Genomic DNA, 19738 nt, shown 5'->3' with positions numbered 1-19738 from the left:
ACCGGGTCCAAGACCAGGCACTTCGAGGGGAAAGCCATGCCCAGGCAATTCGCCCTGATCGTCAACGGACGTCCCGTGCGGGTGACCGCCGATCCCGAGACGCCCCTGCTCACCGTCCTGCGTAACCAGCTGGGTCTGGTGGGTTCGCGGTTCGGCTGTGGTCTCGGCATGTGCGGCGCCTGCTTCGTCCAGCTCGACGGCCAGGTGGTGCCGTCCTGCGACACCCCGCTGTGGTCCGCCGAAGGCGCCTCCGTGGTGACCGTCGAAGGCCTCGCGGAAGGTGATCAGCTGCACCCGGTGCAGCAGGCGCTGCTCGACGAGCAGGCCGCCCAATGCGCGTTCTGCATCTCGGGAATCGCGGTCCGGGCCGCGGCGCTGCTGGAATCCACGCCGAACCCGGACGAGCAGACCGTGACCGAGGCGTTGGACCGCAACCTCTGCCGCTGCGGTGCGCACCGACGCATCGTCCAAGCGGTGCTGAAAGCCGGGAGCGTGGCGCGATGACCGCTGAGTCCGAACTCGTCCTGTCCCGCTGGGTCACGATCACCGCGGACGGCATCGCGGAGGTGCGCGTCGGCAAGGTCGAAATCGGGCAAGGCGTGCTCACCGCACTCGGGCAGCTGGCCGCCGACGAACTCGACCTCAGCATGGCACGGATCCGGATGTTGCCCGCGCGGACCGGAAGAAGTCCCGACGAGGGCCTGACCGCGGGCAGCCTCTCGATGTCCACGTCCGGCCCCACCCTGCGGCTGGTATGCGCCAACGTGCGCGCGCTGTTGCTGGCCGAGGCCGCCCGCCGCTGGCAGGTGGACGTCGCCGAACTCGAGGTCGCCGATGGTCGCATCCAGACCACGGACGGCACCCGGCGAACGACGTACGGCGAGTTGTCCGGCAGCGTTGACCTCGACGTCGAAGCGCGGACCGACATTCCCCCGAAGGCCGTCGGCGACCTGCGCATCGCTGGCACCGACGTGGACCGACTCGACCTGCCGGACAAGATCGCCGGTCGGGACCGGTTCATCAGCGATCTGCGGCTGCCGGGCCTGCTGTTCGGGCGGGTGGTGCGCCCGCCGTCCCCCGGCGCGCGCCTGCTGGAGGTGGACGACACCGTTGTCGCACCCGACGTGCAGGTGGTTCGGGACGGCTCCTTCCTCGGCGTGGTCGGCGACGACGAGGCCGAGGTGGTGCGCGCCGCCGAGCAATTGCGGCAGGCAGCCAACTGGGCGGAGTCCGCCGAACTGCCCGAGGAGAACGACCTGGTCGCCTTCCTCAAGCGCGGGCCGCACGAGACGACCCCGGTCATCGAGGAAAACACCGCAGCGGCAACGGGAAAGCGGCTGAGCGCGCAGTACAGCAGGCCGTTTCTCGCACACGCCTCGATCGCGCCGAGTTGCGGTGTCGCGCGCTGGACTTCCGACGGCACGGTGTCGGTTTGGAGCCACAGCCAGGGGATCTACCAGCTGCGGAAGGCGATCGCGGACACCCTCGAACTCGATGTCGAAGCGGTTTGCGTCCAGCACGTCGACAACGCGGGCTGCTACGGCCACAACGCGGCCGATGACGCCGCCTTCGACGCCGTGCTCCTCGCCCGCGCCGTGCCCACCCGCCCGGTGCAAGTCCTGTGGAGCCGTCAGGACGAACTGGCCTGGTCGCCGTTCGGCTCGGCGATGGCGGTCGACGTCGCGGCGACCGTCGACGACACCGGGCAGATCCAGTCCTGGGACTACGACGTCTTCAGCCAGGGCCACATCTCCCGCCCCGGCTACGCCGGTGTCCCCGGTCTGCTCGCCGGGGCGTACCTGGCAGGTGGGACGCCCGCCCCGGCCGCCACTGATCCGCCCCTACCGGCCGCGGGCACGGCACGCAACGCGATTCCCGGATACCAGCTCGGGAACCGGCGGATCACCGCGCACCGGCTGCTCGAAACTCCGATCCGGTCCTCCGCGCTGCGCTCCCTCGGCGCGTTCGTGAACGTCTTCGCCATCGAGTCCTTCATGGACGAACTCGCCGCCGAGGCCGGTCGCGATCCGCTGGAATACCGGCTGGCGCACCTCACCGACGACCGGGCCAGGCAGGTGTTGGAGACCGCCGCAGCCGCAGCCGGATGGCACGACCCCGCTCCGGCGGAGATCGGTCGCGGAATCGGTTTCGCCCGCTACAAGGGCAGCGGCGCGTACTGCGCCGTGGTCGCCGAGGTCGAGGCGGAGCACGACATCCGGGTGCGCAACCTGACCATCGCCGTGGACGTCGGATTCGCCGTGAATCCGGGCGGGGTGCGCAACCAGATCGAGGGTGGCGCGACCCAGGCGACCAGTTGGACGCTGAAGGAGCAGGTCCGCTTCGACAAGCGACGGATCACCAGCGACGACTGGGAAAGCTACCCGATCCTGCGCTTCAGCGAGGTCCCGCGGATCGAGGTCGAGCTCGTGCCGAGGCCGGATGCGCCCATCGTGGGCGCGGGCGAGGCCGCGCAAGGCCCGACGGCGGGCGCCATCGCCAATGCGGTGGCGGACGCGATCGGCGTCCGGGTCCGCGACCTGCCCATCACCAGGGACGCCGTGGTGGCAGCCATCGAGTCGGCGGACGCCTGAGCGCCCGCAGCTCAACAGCGGTTCGCGACGACGAGTTCCGGTGCTGGGAACAGGGTCAGCTCCCTTCACCAAGTCCGTCGTCGACAACTACGTCCTCGGATTTCAGGGCCAGCGCGGCATTGTTCGCCTGCAGGTCAAGCAGGATCGCGAAGTCCTCGTCCACCCGCCCGCTGCTCACGCTGGCCTGCACGAGTTGCGCTGTCGCGGCGGCCAGCGGCATCGGCACGTCCAGTTGCCGGGCGGCGGCGAGCCCCAGATCGAAGTCCTTGCGCAGCAGCGTCGGCGTGAAGGTCGGCGTGTAGTCCAGGTTCACGAAGGCGGGCGACTTGTACCGGGTGTAGACCGAGCCCATCACGCTGTTGTTCAAGAAGTCCAGGAACGCGGCCCTGGACACCCCGCCCTTCTCGGCCAGCACCGTGATCTCGGCGAGCGATTGCGTGACCACGCCCAGGAACAGGTTGTGGCAGATCTTCACCAGCCTGGCCAGGTCGCCGTCGCCGACGTAGGTCACCGACTTGCCGAGGAACCCCAGCAGTGGCGCGACGGCGTCGTAGATCTCCTCCGGCCCGGACACCACGAGGCTGAGTTCGCCAGCCCGCACGACCTTGCCGTTGCCGCTGACCGGCGCGGCCAGGAAGGCGACACCCCGTTGCGCGCATACCTCGCGCATGGCAGCCGACGACTCGATGGAGACGGTCGAGCAGTCCACCAGCACTCTGGGCACGTTGTCGGCGTCCGCGAGCAGCCCGCCCGCGCCGAGCAGCACCTGTTCCAGGTCGTCCGCGGTGGACACCATGGTGAACACCACATCGCAGCCGCGCAGTTGGGAGATCGTGTCGGCGATCGCGCAGCCGTGCTTCGCCAGCGGCTCGGCCTTGGCTTTCGTCCGGTTCCAGACCGTCAACCGCACCCCGGCCGTGGCGAGGCGCTCGGCCATCGCGCCGCCCATCCGCCCGGTGCCGACCCAGCCGACCGAGGGGCCGTGTCCCGGAGGCTTCGGATTGCTCATTTGAAACACCTCTTGCAATCGTTTGTAGTCTCTGTGCGCAGGATGCCATCGAATTCCGAACCGCGCACGGATCCGTCCCAACGCCGCACAGCCCGGATTCGACCGCTATGGGATGACGATTTCTCGTGAAATTGCCGACTCCGCTAAGCGCACTGGCTCCCGGTCGACAGTCCATCCGGTACCGAGCCCTTTTGCCCACCCCAGTCGCCTTCGCAGTACCTGTGCGCGGCGAAAAGTGCAAACGAGTGCAGCATCCGGTAAAGTCGACATTGCGGTCAGCGCGATCTCAGGCGTCCGCGTCGTCGGCGGTCGACCGCAGCACGGGACTCGGGCGGCTCGGGTTCGGCGCAGCGCGTCGGGAGGCGCGTTGACGGCCTTCAGCACCGCGAGGGCAATAGGATTTCGCCAATGCAGGCACCAACGCTCCGAGATGTGGCCGAGGCGGCCGGGGTGCACGCCGCGACGGCTTCCCGCGCGCTGAACCCGGACACCCGGCGCCTGGTGAACGCCAAGACGGCGCGGCGGGTGCTGCGCGCCGCCGAGTCGCTGGGCTATCAGCCGAATCCGATCGCCCGGAGCCTGAAGACCGCGAAGTCCCGGACCGTCGGCCTGGTCATCCCCGACCTCACGAACCCGCTGTTCCCTCCCATCGTGCGCGGTATCGAGGACGTGCTCGGCCCGGCGGGCTACAACGCGCTCATCGTGAACACCGACAACGATCCGGACCGCGAGCAGTCGCGGATCGATTCGCTGCGGTCCCGGCAGGCCGAAGGGCTGATCATCGCCACGGCCCAGCTCGACCACCCGCTGCTGGCCGAACTGCACCGGCAGAGCGTCAAGATGGTGCTGGTCAACCGGCGAACGGACGACATCGACGTGCCCTCGGTCGCACCGGACGACGTCAAGGGAATCGGCTTGGCGGTCAAGCACCTCGTCGCCCTCGGGCACCGTCGCATCGTCCACCTCGCGGGCCCGCAGACCACCTCCACCGGGGTGGGCCGGGCGCGGGCGTTCCAAATCGCTGTTCGCGAGCACGGGCTGGACGACGACCCCGCGCGAATCGTCCCGTGCGACTACTGGACCGAGCCCCAAGGTGCCAGCGCACTGCGCGCGGTGCTCGACTCGGGCGTCGAGTTCACCGCGGTGGTGGCGGGAAACGACCTGATCGCGCTCGGCTGCTACGACGTGTTCGCCGAACGCGGCATCTCCTGCCCGGACGACGTCAGCGTGGTCGGCTTCAACGGAATGCCGTTCCTGGACAAGCTGCAACCGCCGCTGACCACGGTCGCTGTGCCGCTCCACCAGATCGGGCTGGAGGCGGCCCGCATGCTGCTGGAGTCGATCAACGAGCCCGAGCAGCCCACGCGAGTGGTCCTGCTACCCCCGTCCCTGGTGATCCGCGGCTCAACCGCCGCACCGCGAACCTGACCGCGCGCTCGAAATCCGCTCCGCCCAGCACGATGACCACCATCCACCCGCGTTGTAGCCGGGTCGTCCTGGTCGACGGATTCGGCGGTCTTCCGAAGGGTTCGACACTCCGGGTACCGGACGGCTACACCGGTGATCCGTCGGTGAGCAACGTCGCGCAACCCGGTGCGGGCAACCGCGTCGAGGCCGCGCCGGGCTGCGGCGTTGCTGGCTCTGCGTGGATCACGGGCCGGGGCAGGAATCGGCCGCCCAGTCGTGGAGGGCGTTGAGTGCCGGGGTCAGCGCCACCCCGGCCTCGGTGAGCTCGTACTCGACGTGCGGCGGCAGTTCCGGGTAGACGATGCGGCGGACCACCCCGTCAGCCTCCAGCGCGCGCAGCTGCTGGATCAGCATCTTCTGCGTCACCCGCGGGATCGCGCGCTCCAGATCGGAAAAGCGGCGGGGTTGACGCACCAGCAGGTGGTGGATGATCAGCAGCTTCCAACGGCCCTCCAGGATGCCCAACGCCCGCTCGACCTGGTCGATCGAGCATCCCGGCCGCCCGCTCGGAACACTTACTTTTTTGTCGGTACTACCCACATCGGGAGCGTAGATCTAGCGTCGAGCGCGGCACAAGACCGACCGTCGAGAGGCTGCCATGACCCGCACGACCAGGATCGTTTCCCTCAACCGGTACCTGCCCACCGGCCGGGTCGAACCCGAGCACTTCACCATCAGGACGAAGGAACTGCCCGACCTGACCGACGGCGAGATGCTGTTGCGCCCGATCGCGTTCTCCGTCGACGCCACGTTGCGCGGACAGCTGACCGGCCAGGACAACTACTTCGCGCCGCAGGTCCCGCTCGGCGAGGCGGTGACCGGCATCGCGGTGTCCGAAGTGGTCGAATCCCGCCACCCCGACCACCAGCCGGGCGACCGGGTGGTCGGCCTCGTCGAGTGGGCCGACCTGTCCGTGTGGCCGCCCCGGACGGACTGGATCGGACTGACCAAACTCGACCCGCGCGTCCGCAAACCGTCCCACGCGCTGGGCGTGTACGGACTGCTCGGCGGCCTGACCGCCCACACCGGCATCATCGAGGCAGGGCAGGTCACCGCCGGGGAGACCGTCGCGGTGTCGGCAGCCGCGGGCAACGTCGGCTCGCTGGCCGGACAGATCGCCAGGATCCGCGGCGCCCGGGTCATCGGCCTGGCGGGCTCCGAGCAGAAGCGCAAGATCCTCACCGAAGACCTCGGCTTCGACGCCGCGGTCGACTACCGCGCGCCCGACCTCGCCGAGCAACTCCGAGCCCTGGCACCCGACGGCCCGGACCTGTACTTCGACTCCGTCGGAGGCAGGGTCAGCCAGACCGTCATGGGCCTGATGCGCCGCCCGGCACGCGTGGTCGTGTGCGGCCTGATCTCCACCTACGACGACGACACCGCGTGGACGGTGAACATCAAACCGTTGTTCGCCAACGGACTCACGCTGCAGGGCTACACGCCGGTGCAGTTCCACGACGCCCTGCCCGCCGCGCTGGACCACCTCGTCGACTGGGTCGAAACCGGGCAGCTGATCCCACTGGAAACCGAACGGCACGGCCTCGAAGCCCTGCCAGGCGCCATCAGCGGTCTGTACCGCGGCGAGAACATCGGCAAAATGGTCGTCACCGTCCCATGAGGACGGACCACTGGTCCTCGACAGCGCGCGTCGAGCACCAGTTCCGGATCGATGTCTCGCAACCGGTGGGAGTTCGACCGCACGACCAACCTCCGGGATCGCTCGGGGTGTCGTGATGTGCGGCACAAGCCGTTGATCTCCAGTTAAGTCGAGGTTCGAACCTGCTCGCAACGACCATCGGAGTGGGAGGTTCGGGATGCGGGCAGTGCAGGCGACGGCGTTCGGTGGCCCCGAGGTGCTTGCGGTGACCACCTTGCCGGACAAGGAAGCGGCGCCCGGAGAAGTCGTCGTCGCTGTGGCTGCCGCAGGCGTGCTGTCGGTCGACACGATGATCCGCAGCGGCCGCGGCGGGGATGTTTTCCCCGTGCGACCGCCGTATGTGCCGGGCCTCGGTGTGGCTGGGCAGGTCGAGTCGGTCGGGGCAGGCGTTGACGGGCAGTGGATCGGCCGTCGCGTGCTGGCCGACGTCGACAGCGGCGGCTACGCCGAACAGGTCGTGGCCGAGGTGGCGAGGCTGATCCCGATACCGGACGCGCTCGGTTCTCGCGAGGCGATGGCGCTTCTGCACGACGGCAGCACCGCTCTGGCGCTCTTCGAAGCGGTGGACCTGCGGCAGGGTGAGTCGGTGCTCGTGCAACCGGCCGCGGGCGGGCTCGGCAGCCTGCTGGTGCAACTGGCCCGCAATGCCGGAGCGCACGTCATCGGGGCTGCTCGGGGCTCCCGGAAACTCGAACTGGCCAAGGACCTGGGCGCTGATGTGGTGGTCGACTACAGCGCGCCCGCTTGGACGGATCAGCTGCACGACGTGCAGGTGGTTTTCGACGGTGTCGGCGGTGAGCTGGGGCGGGCCGCGTTCGAGACCACGGCACGCGGCGGCCGGTTCTCCAACTACGGATTCGCCGGTGGCACATCGGTGATCGACCAGGAGGACGCGCGGCGGCGCGGCGTGACGATGCACGGCATGGAGCAGCTCACCGAATTCCAGCCGAACAGACTGGATCGGGCACAACGCGTCCTGCGCGAGGCCGCGGCGGGCCGGATCCGGCCGGTCATCGGCCAAATATTCCCACTGGAGAAGGCCGCTGAAGCGCACGCCGCGCTCGAAGCCCGCGGCATCCTCGGAAAGGCGCTACTCGTGCCCTGACCCATTCCCGCTCAGCCGTGCGGCGCCACCCACTGTCACACGGCTTTGCCCCGGCGCGCGGGAAAATACCGAGCCGTGCGCCTAACTGGGCGCTTTGACCTCCGGTTCACTTGGCTCGGTTGCGGTGGTCGCTCGCTTGCGCTTCACGTACGCCACCACCGCGCCGATCACCACGAGCGCAACGGCCACGGCCGAGCTGCCCTTGCCGACGATGTCCTCCGCGAGCCGTGCGACCTCGCCGGTCGCGGCACCGATCCCGATGTGCAGTGCGCACCACCCGGTGGCACCCACCAGCACCGCTGGCAAGAACGTCCGGTACGGCACGCCGGAGGCTCCCGCGGCGGCGGGCACGAGCGTCCGCAGCACCGGCAGGAAGATCGCGACGAGGACAGCTACCGGCCCGCGTCGGCGCAGGAACTCGGTTGCCCGGTCCCAGCTCGCCGCGCCGTGCTGTCGCACGACCTTCGTCTGGCGCAGCCTCGGCCCATACCTCCGGCCGATCGCGTAGCCGACCGAGTCGCCCGCGACGGCACACGCGGTGGTGACCAGCCACATGATCAGGAACTTGGGCGGACTGGTTGCGGTGGTGCCCAGGATGAACAGGCCGGTCTCGCCCGGGGTGATGAACCCGAGGCCAAGTGTGCACTCGCCGAACACCAGGATCCCAGCGCCGACCACCAGCCCCGCTGGGGGCAAGCTCTGCAACCAGTCGAGCAGTTCGGTCAGCATCGCGGAACCCCGTCCGTCCTATGTGGATCCTCGAACCACGCGGTCACGGGATCAACCGCACGTCAGGATGCGATGGGGAATCGCCGTCGAAGAGTTCCGTCCACTGCCCGCGCAGTTGCAGCCCGAAGAACGCCCCGAGGTAGTCGCGCTGCGCCGCGATGCTCCGCTGCGGATCCACAGTTCCGATAGCGCCCGCCAGCTTCTCCGGTGGCACCGGCTGCTCCCGGTTGATCTGCGGCAACAGCACCTGGGAGTCGGTGAAGCTCATGTGCTCGGCGGCAGGCAGGTAGACGTCCCGCTTCCAGCCGGTGGAGTTCGCCCAGAACGAGGCCCAGTCCGGGGAGTGCTGGTGGTTGTGGGGATGCTCGTCGGCACCGCTGGTCCCGCCGCCCATCAGGAGGAACGGACGGTCGACACCGCGTGCCGCCGCCTCGCCCGAGTTGGGGTCCATGCTGCCGTCGAGGTTGGCCCCCGCGTCGATCCGCTCGTCGGTGAGCATGGTCTCGGCCGTGGTGAAACCGCCCATCGAATGGCCGAACATGCCCACCCGCGACAGATCGAGAGCGGCCCCGATCCCAGGCGGCAGCGGCCGTCGCGCCACGTCTGGGTTGCCGCCCGAGGCGATCACACCGAGCTGGTCGAGCACGAATCCGGTGTCCCGCACCCGTTCCCGCATCATCTGCGCCATGTCCACGCCGCTTGCCGGGAGTTCCATCCGGTCGGGGAACTCCACCGGACCGGCGAAGGTGTGATCGACGGCGACCACGACGAAACCCCGGCTGACGAGGTCTTCGACGAGCGCGGTACCGAGTGCGCGCGAGTTTCCGCCACCCGGTGAATACAGCACCACCGGTCGTTTTCCGAGGATCGGGGCGGCATCGGCCTTGGCATGCGTGCGGGTTCCGGCGAAGTCGGCCGTGCCCGGTTCCACCCCGAGCGAGCTGGAGTTCTGGTCGTAGTACTCCGCGACACCCGGCGTGAAGTGCGAGGTCGTGGGCCGGTGCGGCACGGGTAGGGCCGGGTACCACAGCGAGGTCATCAGTTCGCGCGGCTGGTTCGGCTGCTCCGCCCAGGGATCGGTGCGGCCGTGGTCGACGAGGTGCAGGTCGACCGTGCCCACCGGGTAGGGGCCGGTCGGCTCGGGCAGCGCGAGTTCGACGGGTTGCTGGGCCGGGAGCGCGGCAGTCGCGCTCACCAGTCCGGTCGCGGCGAGCAGCGCACCCGCGCACAACGTCGGGACGAGCGCCTTGCGCCAGTTCTTCGTTGCCATGCGATCAGGATCGTGACCGCGGCGGCGCCGGACATCTGTCGAACGCTGCCAACCGGACTTGTCGAAAGTTATAGTCGTTCAGCCGCGTTCGACCAGGCCCGCCTCGTGGGCGATGATCGCGGCCTGCACCCGGTTCGGCACCTCCAGGCGGCGCAGGATCGTGCTGACGAACACCTTCACCGTCCCCTCCACCACGTGCAGCCGACGGGCGATCTCCGCGTTCGGCAGTCCGTTGCCGACCAACGCCAACACCTCCCGCTCGCGTGCGGTGAGGCACTCGACCAGACGGCGGGCGCGCGCCGCACCGGACATCCGATCACCGCCGGAGCCCAGCTGGTTGATGGCCCACTGCGCGATCTTCGGCGACAGGTACGCGGCACCACCCGCCACCGCCCGGATACCGGCGAACAGCTCGCGCGGATCGCCTGATTTGAGCAGAAAACCGCTGGCACCACCGCTGAACGCGCGCGCGATGTGTTCGTCCTCGGAGAACGTCGTCAGCATGATCACGCCCGTGCCCGGCACGGTCGCGCTGATCTCGGCCGCCGCCGACAGCCCGTCCAGCCTGGGCATCACGATGTCCAGCAGCACGACGTCCGGGCGGTGCGCCTGAACCAGCTCCACCGCCTCGCGCCCGTCGACCGCCTCGGCCACCACGTCGAATTCCGGGTCCGCGCCGAGCACTGTCCGAATACCCGCTCTGGTCAGCGGCTCGTCATCGGCCAGCAGTACCCGGATCACGCCGTTCTCCTCACTCCGAGCCCGCCGAGATCGCGCTGCGCGGGACGGGCTCCTTGACCACCAGTCGGTCCGCCACGAAGCAGAGCCGGAAGAAGAGCTGGTCGTCGCGCTGTTCACTCGACCAGTAGTGTCGGCATTCCGCGCCCTCCGGTGGCGCCGGGAGCATACGTTCGGGATCACCGAGGATCTGGAACGGGGGCAGCTGCGGCTCGACGTCCGAGCGCGCCGCGCCGACCGGAATCCGCTCGTACACCGCCGAGTCGAGGGTGTTGTTCGCACCGACCAGGGCGTAGAGCGCCATTCCAAGCACTGCGACGACGACACCCACCAGCACCGGCATCCGGATCACCTCGATCAGGCGGCGCCGCACCTCGCCTCGGGTTCGCTGCCGGACCAACTCGGTACCCGCGGGCAGGTCGTTCGGGCGTGCGTCGTGCGGAAGCGTTGCGACCAGCGCGAATCCGCTGTCCTGTGGACCGGCGTCGAGCGTTCCGCCCAGCAGCCGGACACGTTCGGCCAAGCCCACGAGCCCATAGCCGCCTGCGGCCTCGTCCGGCTTCCGGGTCGGCAGTCCGTTGGCGACCGTGACGACCGTGCGGTCCGCGTGGTGCTCAAGCCGGACGGTGACCGCCGCACCGGGTGCGTGTTTGGCCGCGTTGGTCAGCCCTTCCTGGACCACGCGATGCGCCGCCCGCTCCACGGCTGGTGGCAGTTCCTCCGGTGGCTCCGCCGATTCCCAGCTGACGTCCAAACCCGCGTCGAGGGCCCGCTCGACCAACGCCGCGATGTCGACCCGCTCATCGGGGGCCGCGTCGCCATCCGGCCGCAGCATCCCGATGATCTCCCGCAGCCGCTCGGTGGCATCGGCCACGCTGGCGCGCAACTCCCCCGCCAGGACGCGCTGCCGTTCCGGGAGGTGCGCGGCCACTTCGAAGGATGCCGCGCGCAGGGCGATGAGGCCCCACTCGTGGCCGAGCGAATCGTGCATGTCCTGCGCGATCCGGGCGCGTTCCCGCAGCCGCGCCTGATCGACCTCAAGCCGCTGCTGGCGTTCCAGCAATGCGGCGCGTTCCCACCCGGCGGCGGCGAGTTCCGCCCGCAGTCGCCGGTACCGGCCGACCAGCCACGGCAACACGACCACCACCAGCAGGACCAGCACCAACACGAACCAGTCGTAGAGGCCGAACAACAACCCGAAGCCCCCGCGCACCGAACTGTCCGCCAGCACGCTGACCGGTAACCCTGTCAACACAACGATTGCCAGCGAGAACAGCACGGAGCGCGCCTGATCCACCCGACGCCCGACGAGGTAGCCGAACACCGCCGCGGCGACGAACGGCCACACCCGGCCCGGATGCGTGGCGGTCGGCTCCAGCACCAGCGCGAGCACCATCGCAGCAGCGACGAACAGACCCAGCGTCGCTACCTGGAAGCGGTCGAAGAGCACGACGGCCGCGCCGAGCACCAGACCGCCGGCGATCAGCTCGCCCCAGCGCAGCACCGCGTCGCCGACAGTCATCGCTTCCAGCACCAGCGGAACCATCAACCCCGCCCACAGCACGGCCGCTGGCCATCGCTTCCTCAGCGCGGACAGCGACCGGTCACCCATCGGCGGTCTCCCGAGCATCCGCCCATGTTAATGCGCTGCGCCGCGGACCAAGCGCATCCACAGTGGACGAATGCGGAAGTGCGTCAGCCTCCTGCTCTGACGCGGTTGTGGATGTTGGTGACGGCATATCGGGCGGAGTCGAACGCGCCCGCTTGCCAGGCGATGAAGTAGCTCAGCCAGTCACCGGCGAAGTAGACCCGCCCGGCGGGCTGGTTGAGCAGCGCGTACTCGCCGCTGGTGCGCGAGGGCCAATCGACCCAGCCGCCCTCGATGAACGGAGTCCGGTGCCATGCAACCGAGAACGCGCTGACGAGTTCGTCGCGGTAGGTCGCGCCGTGGATCTTCGCACCCTGCGCGACAGCGCGGTCGATGCGCTGGGCCGGAGCGAGCGAACCGTAGGTGGTGGCGTTCTTGCCGGTGTTGTAATAACCGACCACGACTCCGCGCTGCCCCTGGAACCCGTACGACGGGTACCAGATGTGCGCCAGGTCCATGTCGGTTTCGGTGATGCCGCCGTAGATCCGCGCGTCTTCCTCCCACCAGCGGCGGCGGTATTCCAGGCCGATCTTGCCCACCGGGTTCACGGTCGGGAACCGCAACGCCGCAGCCACCCGTGGATCCAGATTCGTGGGAATTCGGGCCATGATGTGCGGTGGCAGCGTCGCGACGCAGAAGTCCGCGGTGACGAGCTGTTCGGTGCCGCGCTTGTCCCGGTAGCCGACTTCGACGCGCCCCGGCAGGTCGGTGATCCTGGTGACCTCCGCGCCGAGCCGGATCTTGTCCGCCCCGATCGCGCGGTGCAACGCCATCGGGACGGCATCCATGCCGCCGACCGGCTGGAACATCGCCATCGCCTGGTCGTAGCCGAACTCGAACGAGAAGTACCGACCGACCTGGCTGGCGAGCACCTCGCGCAGCGACGGCGGCGGGCCCAGGACCTCACCCGCCTGATCGGCCGCGCCGGGCTCGACGCGGTAGCCACGCCGATCGGTGCCCCGGTAGGCGAATCCGTCCGCCTTGTCACCGATCGCGCCGAAGCCGGACAGGAACGTCAGCAGCCGATCCTTGTCCGCCGCGGAAAGCTCCTGGTCCAGTGCACCCTGGTCCAGCGCCTTGGCCAGCAGTTCGGAGACGTAGCCGTACACGTCGGCCTTCGCGGTCCGGTACTGCTGCACCGGTGCACCGGTCTGCTCGTTGTAGATCAGCGCATTGGCGTTCTGGTTGATGAACGGCTCGATCGGGATCCCCAGCTCGCGGCAGTAGTCCAAGGTGATGTGCGACTGGGGCAACCGGGCGGGCCCGGCGTTGAGGTAGTGGCCGTTGGCGAACCGCGCGGTTTGGGCGTGGCCGTCGAGGTCGGTTTCGCTCGTGCCGCCGCGCACGGTCCAGTTCCGTCCACCGACCCGGTCCTTGGCTTCGAGGACCGTGCACCGGTAGCCCGCCTTGCCGAATTCGTAGGCGGTGGCCAGGCCCGCGATGCCAGCACCGAGGATCACCACGTGCTTGCCGCGCTGGGCCGCGTTGAGGTCCCCCACCGAAGGCGACCGGAAATCGGGCACGGCCAACGCCTGCGGTGCGGCGACCAGTCCGAGCGCGCGCATCGCCTCGAACATCACCCCCGCTCCGCCCGCGACGCCGATTGATTTTAACAGGGTTCGCCGTGTCACGTTCGCTGTCATGCGTCTCCCACTCGTCGATCGTCGGGGAGAAGCCTGAATGCCAGCCATGATCGGGCGAGTGACAGTGCTGTGTCGTACCGGTTGGTAATGCGGGTAATTCAGACGGACCATCGACTATCCATTGTGGACATACCATGGCGGACACCCGTGCTGCCGGAAGCGTCCATTCACAGCCCGGATACCACGATGTCATCTGGACCTGCGAGACTTCAACGCTGGACTCGAAATGCCCTTCACTCCGCCCGACGGGTGAGGAAGTCATCGATCTCGGTCGCCGTTGGTGCGGTGGCCGGGCCGGGTTTCGTCACCGCCAGCGCGGCGGCCACGTTCGCGTAGCGGGCCGCTTCCGCCGGTTCGAGCCCGCGGGCCAGGCAGGCGATGAACGCACCGACGTGGGCGTCGCCAGCACCGTTGGTATCCACCGCGGACACCCGGAAGCCGAGTACCTCCACTGGATTTCGCACATCGGTGGCGAGCACGCAGCCGTCCGGGCCGGTGCGCACCACGACGCCGGAGCATCCGCGCCCCACCAGCTCGACCGCTGCTTCAGCGGGATCCTCACGTCCGGTGAGCAACGTCGCCTCGCGCAGGTTGCAGCTCCACCAGTGGGCCCTCCGCAGCGTCGCCGCGAGGACATCGGGGGCGATGTCGGTGACCAGTGGTCCAGGGTCGACGACGACCGGTACTCCGGCGTCGAGTTGCCGCATCCACTCCGCCAGCGCGGGTCCGCTGGAACGTTGCACCAGGCTGTAACCAGAGACGTAGACGAAATCTCCAGGCTTAATCGTGATTCGGGCGAGATCGGAGCGGCCCAGCGTCGCTTCCACTCCGAAGCTCGTGACGAACGTGCGCTCCCCCTCCGCATCCACCAGGGCGACGTCGTACCCGGTGTCCTGATCGGTGCGCACCGCCTGCAGCAACTCGATCCCGGCGCCGTCGAGTTGCTTGCGGACCAGGTCGCCCAGCGGACCCGTGCCGTGCAGGCCACCGTGGGCGACGTGCATGCCCTGGCGAGCCGCCGCGACCATCACGTTGAACCCGCCGCCCGCCATCATCCGGCTGGACGTCGCCAGCACATCGCCGCCGCGCGGCGGCAGTTGCGGCACAGTCATCACCAGGTCGACCAGCACGTTGCCGAGGTGCACCAAGCGATTCATCGGGTCGTCGCCTTCCGCGCGTTGAGTGCGAGGTAGAGGATCCCGGCGACCGCGAACGCCGCCACCCAGCCGAGGCCCGTCTGGCCGAGCCAGGTGTCCGACAGCGGACCGGCGAACCACACGTCGCTGTCCGATGTGGACGCGGTGGTGAACAGCAGTCCGGCCGCGAACCCGGCCAGCCAGGACAGCGTCGCCGACCAGCGGACGCCACCCCGGTACCAGTACCGGCTCGACGGCGTGGTGTCCAACAGCGCTTGGTGGTCGTAGGACCGGCGGAAGACCATGTCGACGACGAAGACCGCCACCCACGCCGTGATCGGTGCGGCCAGCAGCGAGATGAAGGTGATGAACGGGCCGTAGAAGTTCTTCGCGATGAGCATCAGGTAGATGCCGCCCGCGAGGATCAGCACGACGTCCAGCGACACCGCGAGGACCCGGCTGGTGCGCAGGCCGAGCGTGATCATCGTGAGACCGGCCGAATACACCGACAGGTGGTTGGACAGCAGCAGCCCGCCGAACGCCGCGAGCAGGTACGGAACCGCCATCCACGCCGGTAGCAGGGCCTGGATCGCCGAGACCGGGTCGGCCGCCGACGCGAGCGACGGATCCTCCGCCGACAGCACCGCACCGAGTCCGATGAGCAGCACCAGCGGGATACCGGCCCCGGTCGAGGCCGCCAGCACCAGGCGGCCGCCGCGCACCCCGCGCGGTTGGTACCGGGCCATGTCCGCACCGGCGTTGGCCCAACCGATGCCCGTCCCGGCGGCGATCGTGCCGATTCCGACGATCACGCTGGCGGTCGGCGCCGCAGGCGCGCTCAACACGGCCGCCCAGTCCACCCTGGCCACCAGGAACGCCCCGACCAGGATGTTCAGCGCGCCGAACAGATAGGTCGCCCAGCGCTGGATCCAGAGGATCGTGGCGTGGCCGAGGCCCGAGACCAGCAGCGTCAACGCGACGAACGCCAAGATGCACAACACGGTGACGACCGCGTTCGCCTCGACCCCGAACGCGATCGCCAGCAGCGCGAGCAACGCGTAGGCGGCGGTCGTGGTGTTGATCGTCTCCCAACCGACCCTGGACAGCCACGAGATGAAAGTTGGTCCCCAGTTCCCCCACGGACCGAACACCGCGCGCGACAGGGTCATGCTGGGCGCACCGCCCCACTTGCCCGCCACGCTGACCAGACCGACGACCGCGAACGACCCGAACGCGCCGATCACCGCGACCAGCAGCGCCTGCCACAGGTTCAGCCCGCGGAAGGCGACCAGCGTCGCGCCGAGCGGCAGCCCGAGGATCGAGATGTTGGCCGCGAACCACACCCAGAACAGCTCGCTGGGTTTGCCGCGCCGCTCCTCGTCCGGCACCGGTTCGATGCCGCGGGTCTCCACGGTGCCGAGGGCGTTCGTCTGCCCGGTGCTCGATGAGGTGGTTGACATGGCGGTCTGCCTTCCGTGTCGACAGCTAGCCCGTGGGGCGCAGCTTCAGCAGTTCGATGGCGGTCTGTTCGAAGGGCAACTTGTTGACGTCGTGGACAGTTCCGATGGCGTCTTCCGGGAATGCGGCGCGGCCGTGGCACGCCCCGGCGATCGCGCCGACCATCGCGGCGATCGTGTCGCAGTCGCCGCCGAGCGAAGCGGCGAACCGGCAGGCCCGCCACGGATCGTCCGGCCAGACCGCCAACACGGCGAACACGGCTGGCACCGATTCCTGGGTCGCCACGCTGGTGCCGACGAGCTTTTCGATCAGTTCGGCGGCGGCCGAAGGGTTGCTCGCCTCGACCAACCCGTGTGCCCACGTCAGCCGCGTGGCGATGTCACCCGCAGCCACCCAGTGTCCCTTGTGGACGGCGAGAGTGGCCGCCTCCGCCGCGAGGCGAACCGCCTCCGCCACCCCGGCACCCGCGATGCCTGCGCTGACCGCCGCCGCCACCGCAGCGGCACCGGCCAGCGCCACGCTCGTGCTGTGGGTCACCGAGCTCGCCTCGACGACGAGATCGACCAGCGCGCCGAGGTCTTCGACCGGCGCCACGACGCCCACCGGAGCGATCCGCATCGCCGCTCCGTTGGTCGTGCCGAAGCGCCCGGTTTCCTCGACCGGCGTGCCCGCGGCAACGGCGTCCACCGCCCGCTTGGTCGACGGGCCGAGCAGATCGAGCGAACCCCGACGACGCATGTCCTGCTCCCACGCCAGCAACCGGTCCGCGAGGCGGCGCGCGTCGATGTGGCCAACACCTTCCAGGAGCAGGTCGGCCACGAGCATCGCTTGCTCGGTGTCGTCGGTGACCGAGCCCGCGGCCATGTTCGGCGCGATCGGCTGGTCCGCTGGCCCCGGCAGGAACCCGGTCAATTCGCCGTAGCGGCGGAGGATCTCGTCGCGCGGCATGGATTGGGTGGGCATCCCCAGCGCATCACCGATGGCCAGGCCCAGCAGTGCTCCGCACGCCCGCTGCTCGATGCTCACCGGTCACCGCCAAAGCTCTGGTGCAGCTGGAAGCGATCGGGGTCGAGCAGGCTGTCCACGTGCTCGACGAACTCGCCCGCGAAGGTGCGGCCGAGCCGCCGGGTTCGCAGCACCGAACTCCCCGGCGCGCGGTCGAGCATGCGAGCTTCGTCGGGGAGCAGCTGGTGCAGCGCCGCCCACTGCTCACCGCACTCGACCACCAGGCCCACCGAGCGCAGCACCTCGAACAGCGACCGCTGCCCCAGTCCGATCTCGGGCAGCCTCCGCAGCTCTCCGATTGCCGGAACGCGGCTGCGCTCGAAGGAGATCGGCGCTGCGCCGACGAGCTTGCGCACCCGGTCGACGGCGACGAACTCGACGTCGTCCAGGCCGATGCGCTCGGCCAGTTCCGGATCTTCGACCAGGTCCAGCCGAACTACGCTGACCTCGGTGCGGACGCCCTGCGCGGCGAGCGCGTGCGACCACCCAGCGCGGTCGTCCAGCGACCGACCGTCGAAGTCGACGAACGAGCCCTTCCCGGAATGCGTCGCGATCAATCCCTGATCGCCCAGTTCGGACAGCGCGAGGCGAACCGTGTTCCGGCTGACCGCGAAGCGGGTGGCCAAGGCGTGCTCACCGGGCAACCGCTCGCCGTGGCGCAATCGCCCGGCGCGGATGTCGGCGGCCAGTTCCGCCGCGATCAGCTGATGCTTCAACCGAACCTGTCCAGACATGTCCAGCACAGTAGAACGTGCGGACCGGACTGGCAATACCCCGGAGTTCGAGCGTCAGTGATCCTCGGAGCGGCGTCCGGCGTAGGTGCGGCTGGCGTGTTCCACGACCGCGATCAGCACCTCCTTCGCGGAGGACCGCTCGCGTGCGTCGCACAGCACGACCGGGGTGCCGGGGTCGAGATCCAGTGCCGCCGACACCTGTTCGACCCGGAACCGCCGCGCGCCCTCGAAGCAGTTGACCGCCACGATGAACGGGATCTCGCGGCGCTCGAAGTAGTCCACCGCCGCGAAGCAGTCCTGCAGGCGTCGGGTGTCAGCGAGCACGACAGCACCGAGCGCGCCCTGTGCGATGTCGTCCCAGAAGAACCAGAACCGGTCCTGTCCGGGCGTGCCGAACAGGTACAGCGCGAACTGTTCGTGCAGCGTGATCTTGCCGAAATCCATCGCCACGGTCGTGGTGGTCTTCTGCTCCACACCGTCGGTGTAATCCACGCCGAGGCTGGCTTCGGTGAGGTGTTCTTCGGTCCGCAACGGCTGGATTTCGCTGACCGCACCGACCATCGTGGTCTTGCCGACGCCGAAACCACCGGCGATGAGGATCTTCAGCGCGACGATGGGCGGGGCGCCCGCCGACCGGGCGTCAGAGCGCGCGGAGTCCATTGATCACTTCCCTCAGTACGTCTTCGCTGGGCAGTTCGCGCGGTGGCGTGGGCCGGTCGATCCGGAGGTGACCGGCGTCGAGCAGATCGGTGAGCAGGATCCGGACGACGCTCAGCGGCAAGTCGGACTGGGCGGCGATTTCCGCGACCGACACCGGCCGGTCCCGGCTCAGCTGGAGGATGCGCGCCTGTTCGGGGGTGAGCGTCATGTCCTGCTCGGGCAGCGTGTTGGCGACGACGAGCGCGATGATGTCCAGGGGTCCGCGATTCGGTTGGGCGCGTCCCCTGGTCATCGCGTACAGCCGCACCATCGGGCCCGCTTCGTCGTCGTACCAGTTCCGGCGGGCCCCGCTCACGACCGCAGTGCCTTCCTACCCATCGGCGTTCGCCCTTCCGCAGCGCGGCACCGGCGCCCTGCTCCCGATGCCCCGAGCGTTCGCTTGGTTGGTCATCGTTCGCCCGGCCAGTCGCCGATGTCCGAGCGCTCGGCGGTGTACATGTGCTCGCCGACCTGGTTGATCAACCGCGCCATCTCGTAGGCGACGAAGCCGATGTCGGCGCCTGTCTCGGCGAACACCGTGAGGCACGTCCCGCCGCCCGCGGCCACCACGAACAGGAAGCCGCCGTCGAGCTCGATCATGGTCTGCCGGACGGAACCAGCGTCGAAATGCCGACCGGTGCCCTTGGCGAGGCTGTGCAACGCCGAGGCGACCGCGGCGAGGTGTTCGCCTTCCTCGCTGCTGATCCCCGACGACACCGCCAGGGCCAGTCCGTCGTTGGACAGCAGCAGTGCGAGTCTGACCCTAGGCACGTTGTGGACCAACTCGTCCAGGAGCCAACTCAGCTCCCCGGCCTGCTCGGTGGTGCCAAACATTGGTCCTCCCTGAGA

At 69.1% G+C, this 19738-nt stretch carries 19 protein-coding genes; 5 read left to right on the top strand and 14 right to left on the bottom strand.

Going from position 1 to position 19738, the window contains the following annotated elements:
• The first annotated feature begins 36 nt into the window (after positions 1-36).
• Positions 37-504 carry a (2Fe-2S)-binding protein gene (locus MOQ72_RS11010; protein WP_242182681.1) on the top strand — a complete coding sequence of 156 codons (468 nt, stop codon included), beginning with the start codon at positions 37-39 and terminating at the stop codon, positions 502-504.
• The gene (locus MOQ72_RS11005; protein WP_242182678.1) at positions 501-2591 is read left to right on the top strand and encodes a xanthine dehydrogenase family protein molybdopterin-binding subunit; all 2091 of its coding nucleotides are present in this window, start codon (positions 501-503) and stop codon (positions 2589-2591) included. Before MOQ72_RS11010 ends, MOQ72_RS11005 begins: the two co-directional genes overlap by 4 nt.
• A gap of 55 nt (positions 2592-2646) precedes the next feature.
• Here MOQ72_RS11005 and MOQ72_RS11000 read toward each other — a convergent pair whose 3' ends face one another.
• The gene (locus MOQ72_RS11000) at positions 2647-3600 is read right to left on the bottom strand and encodes an NAD(P)-dependent oxidoreductase (protein ID WP_242182676.1); all 954 of its coding nucleotides are present in this window, start codon (positions 3598-3600) and stop codon (positions 2647-2649) included.
• Positions 3601-4008: 408 nt separating this feature from the next.
• Between MOQ72_RS11000 and MOQ72_RS10995 the strand changes: the two genes are divergently transcribed.
• Complete coding sequence (locus MOQ72_RS10995) at positions 4009-5028, top strand: LacI family DNA-binding transcriptional regulator (protein ID WP_242182674.1); 1020 nt, start codon at positions 4009-4011, stop codon at positions 5026-5028.
• A gap of 222 nt (positions 5029-5250) precedes the next feature.
• Here MOQ72_RS10995 and MOQ72_RS10990 read toward each other — a convergent pair whose 3' ends face one another.
• A complete protein-coding gene (locus MOQ72_RS10990) occupies positions 5251-5607 on the bottom strand; it encodes a winged helix-turn-helix transcriptional regulator (protein ID WP_242182672.1) in 357 nt (118 codons plus the stop codon).
• 58 nt (positions 5608-5665) lie between these two features.
• Between MOQ72_RS10990 and MOQ72_RS10985 the strand changes: the two genes are divergently transcribed.
• Positions 5666-6685: an MDR family NADP-dependent oxidoreductase gene (locus MOQ72_RS10985; RefSeq protein ID WP_242182670.1), complete on the top strand. Its 1020-nt coding sequence runs from the start codon at positions 5666-5668 to the stop codon at positions 6683-6685.
• 196 nt (positions 6686-6881) lie between these two features.
• Positions 6882-7829, top strand: coding sequence for a zinc-binding dehydrogenase (locus tag MOQ72_RS10980; RefSeq protein ID WP_242182669.1), 948 nt, complete (start codon positions 6882-6884; stop codon positions 7827-7829).
• 81 nt (positions 7830-7910) lie between these two features.
• Here the strand turns inward: MOQ72_RS10980 and MOQ72_RS10975 are convergent, their stop codons facing one another.
• The 12 genes from MOQ72_RS10975 to MOQ72_RS10920 form a co-directional block, all read right to left on the bottom strand.
• Positions 7911-8558: a DedA family protein gene (locus MOQ72_RS10975; protein WP_242182666.1), complete on the bottom strand. Its 648-nt coding sequence runs from the start codon at positions 8556-8558 to the stop codon at positions 7911-7913.
• Between the two features lie 43 nt (positions 8559-8601).
• Entirely contained in the window at positions 8602-9828 is a 1227-nt protein-coding gene (locus MOQ72_RS10970; RefSeq protein ID WP_242182664.1) for an alpha/beta hydrolase family protein, read from the bottom strand.
• Between the two features lie 78 nt (positions 9829-9906).
• Positions 9907-10569 carry a response regulator gene (locus tag MOQ72_RS10965; RefSeq protein WP_242182662.1) on the bottom strand — a complete coding sequence of 221 codons (663 nt, stop codon included), beginning with the start codon at positions 10567-10569 and terminating at the stop codon, positions 9907-9909.
• 10 nt (positions 10570-10579) lie between these two features.
• On the bottom strand, positions 10580-12178 hold the full coding sequence (locus tag MOQ72_RS10960; protein WP_242182660.1) for a sensor histidine kinase: 1599 nt from the start codon (positions 12176-12178) through the stop codon (positions 10580-10582).
• 83 nt (positions 12179-12261) lie between these two features.
• The gene (locus MOQ72_RS10955) at positions 12262-13791 is read right to left on the bottom strand and encodes a flavin monoamine oxidase family protein (RefSeq protein WP_242182658.1); all 1530 of its coding nucleotides are present in this window, start codon (positions 13789-13791) and stop codon (positions 12262-12264) included.
• 299 nt (positions 13792-14090) lie between these two features.
• Positions 14091-15014 carry a PfkB family carbohydrate kinase gene (locus tag MOQ72_RS10950; protein WP_242182656.1) on the bottom strand — a complete coding sequence of 308 codons (924 nt, stop codon included), beginning with the start codon at positions 15012-15014 and terminating at the stop codon, positions 14091-14093.
• Positions 15011-16453, bottom strand: coding sequence for a purine-cytosine permease family protein (locus MOQ72_RS10945; RefSeq protein ID WP_242182654.1), 1443 nt, complete (start codon positions 16451-16453; stop codon positions 15011-15013). The genes MOQ72_RS10950 and MOQ72_RS10945 overlap by 4 nt, the downstream gene beginning before the upstream one ends.
• Before the next feature lie 25 nt (positions 16454-16478).
• Complete coding sequence (locus MOQ72_RS10940; RefSeq protein ID WP_242182652.1) at positions 16479-17477, bottom strand: ADP-ribosylglycohydrolase family protein; 999 nt, start codon at positions 17475-17477, stop codon at positions 16479-16481.
• Positions 17474-18190, bottom strand: a complete 717-nt coding sequence (locus MOQ72_RS10935; protein ID WP_242182650.1) for a GntR family transcriptional regulator — start codon at positions 18188-18190, stop codon at positions 17474-17476. Before MOQ72_RS10935 ends, MOQ72_RS10940 begins: the two co-directional genes overlap by 4 nt.
• Before the next feature lie 54 nt (positions 18191-18244).
• Complete coding sequence (locus MOQ72_RS10930; protein ID WP_242182648.1) at positions 18245-18850, bottom strand: GTP-binding protein; 606 nt, start codon at positions 18848-18850, stop codon at positions 18245-18247.
• Positions 18831-19205, bottom strand: a complete 375-nt coding sequence (locus tag MOQ72_RS10925) for a DUF742 domain-containing protein (RefSeq protein WP_242182646.1) — start codon at positions 19203-19205, stop codon at positions 18831-18833. The genes MOQ72_RS10930 and MOQ72_RS10925 overlap by 20 nt, the downstream gene beginning before the upstream one ends.
• A 92-nt stretch (positions 19206-19297) precedes the next feature.
• Complete coding sequence (locus MOQ72_RS10920) at positions 19298-19723, bottom strand: roadblock/LC7 domain-containing protein (protein WP_242182644.1); 426 nt, start codon at positions 19721-19723, stop codon at positions 19298-19300.
• Positions 19724-19738 lie beyond the last annotated feature (15 nt).

The sequence above is a fragment of the Saccharopolyspora soli genome (genome assembly GCF_022678645.1).
GTDB classification, from domain to species: domain Bacteria; phylum Actinomycetota; class Actinomycetes; order Mycobacteriales; family Pseudonocardiaceae; genus Saccharopolyspora; species Saccharopolyspora soli.
The sequence above is the reverse complement of the archived record's forward strand: the minus strand, read 5'-3'. Positions and strand labels throughout refer to the sequence as shown.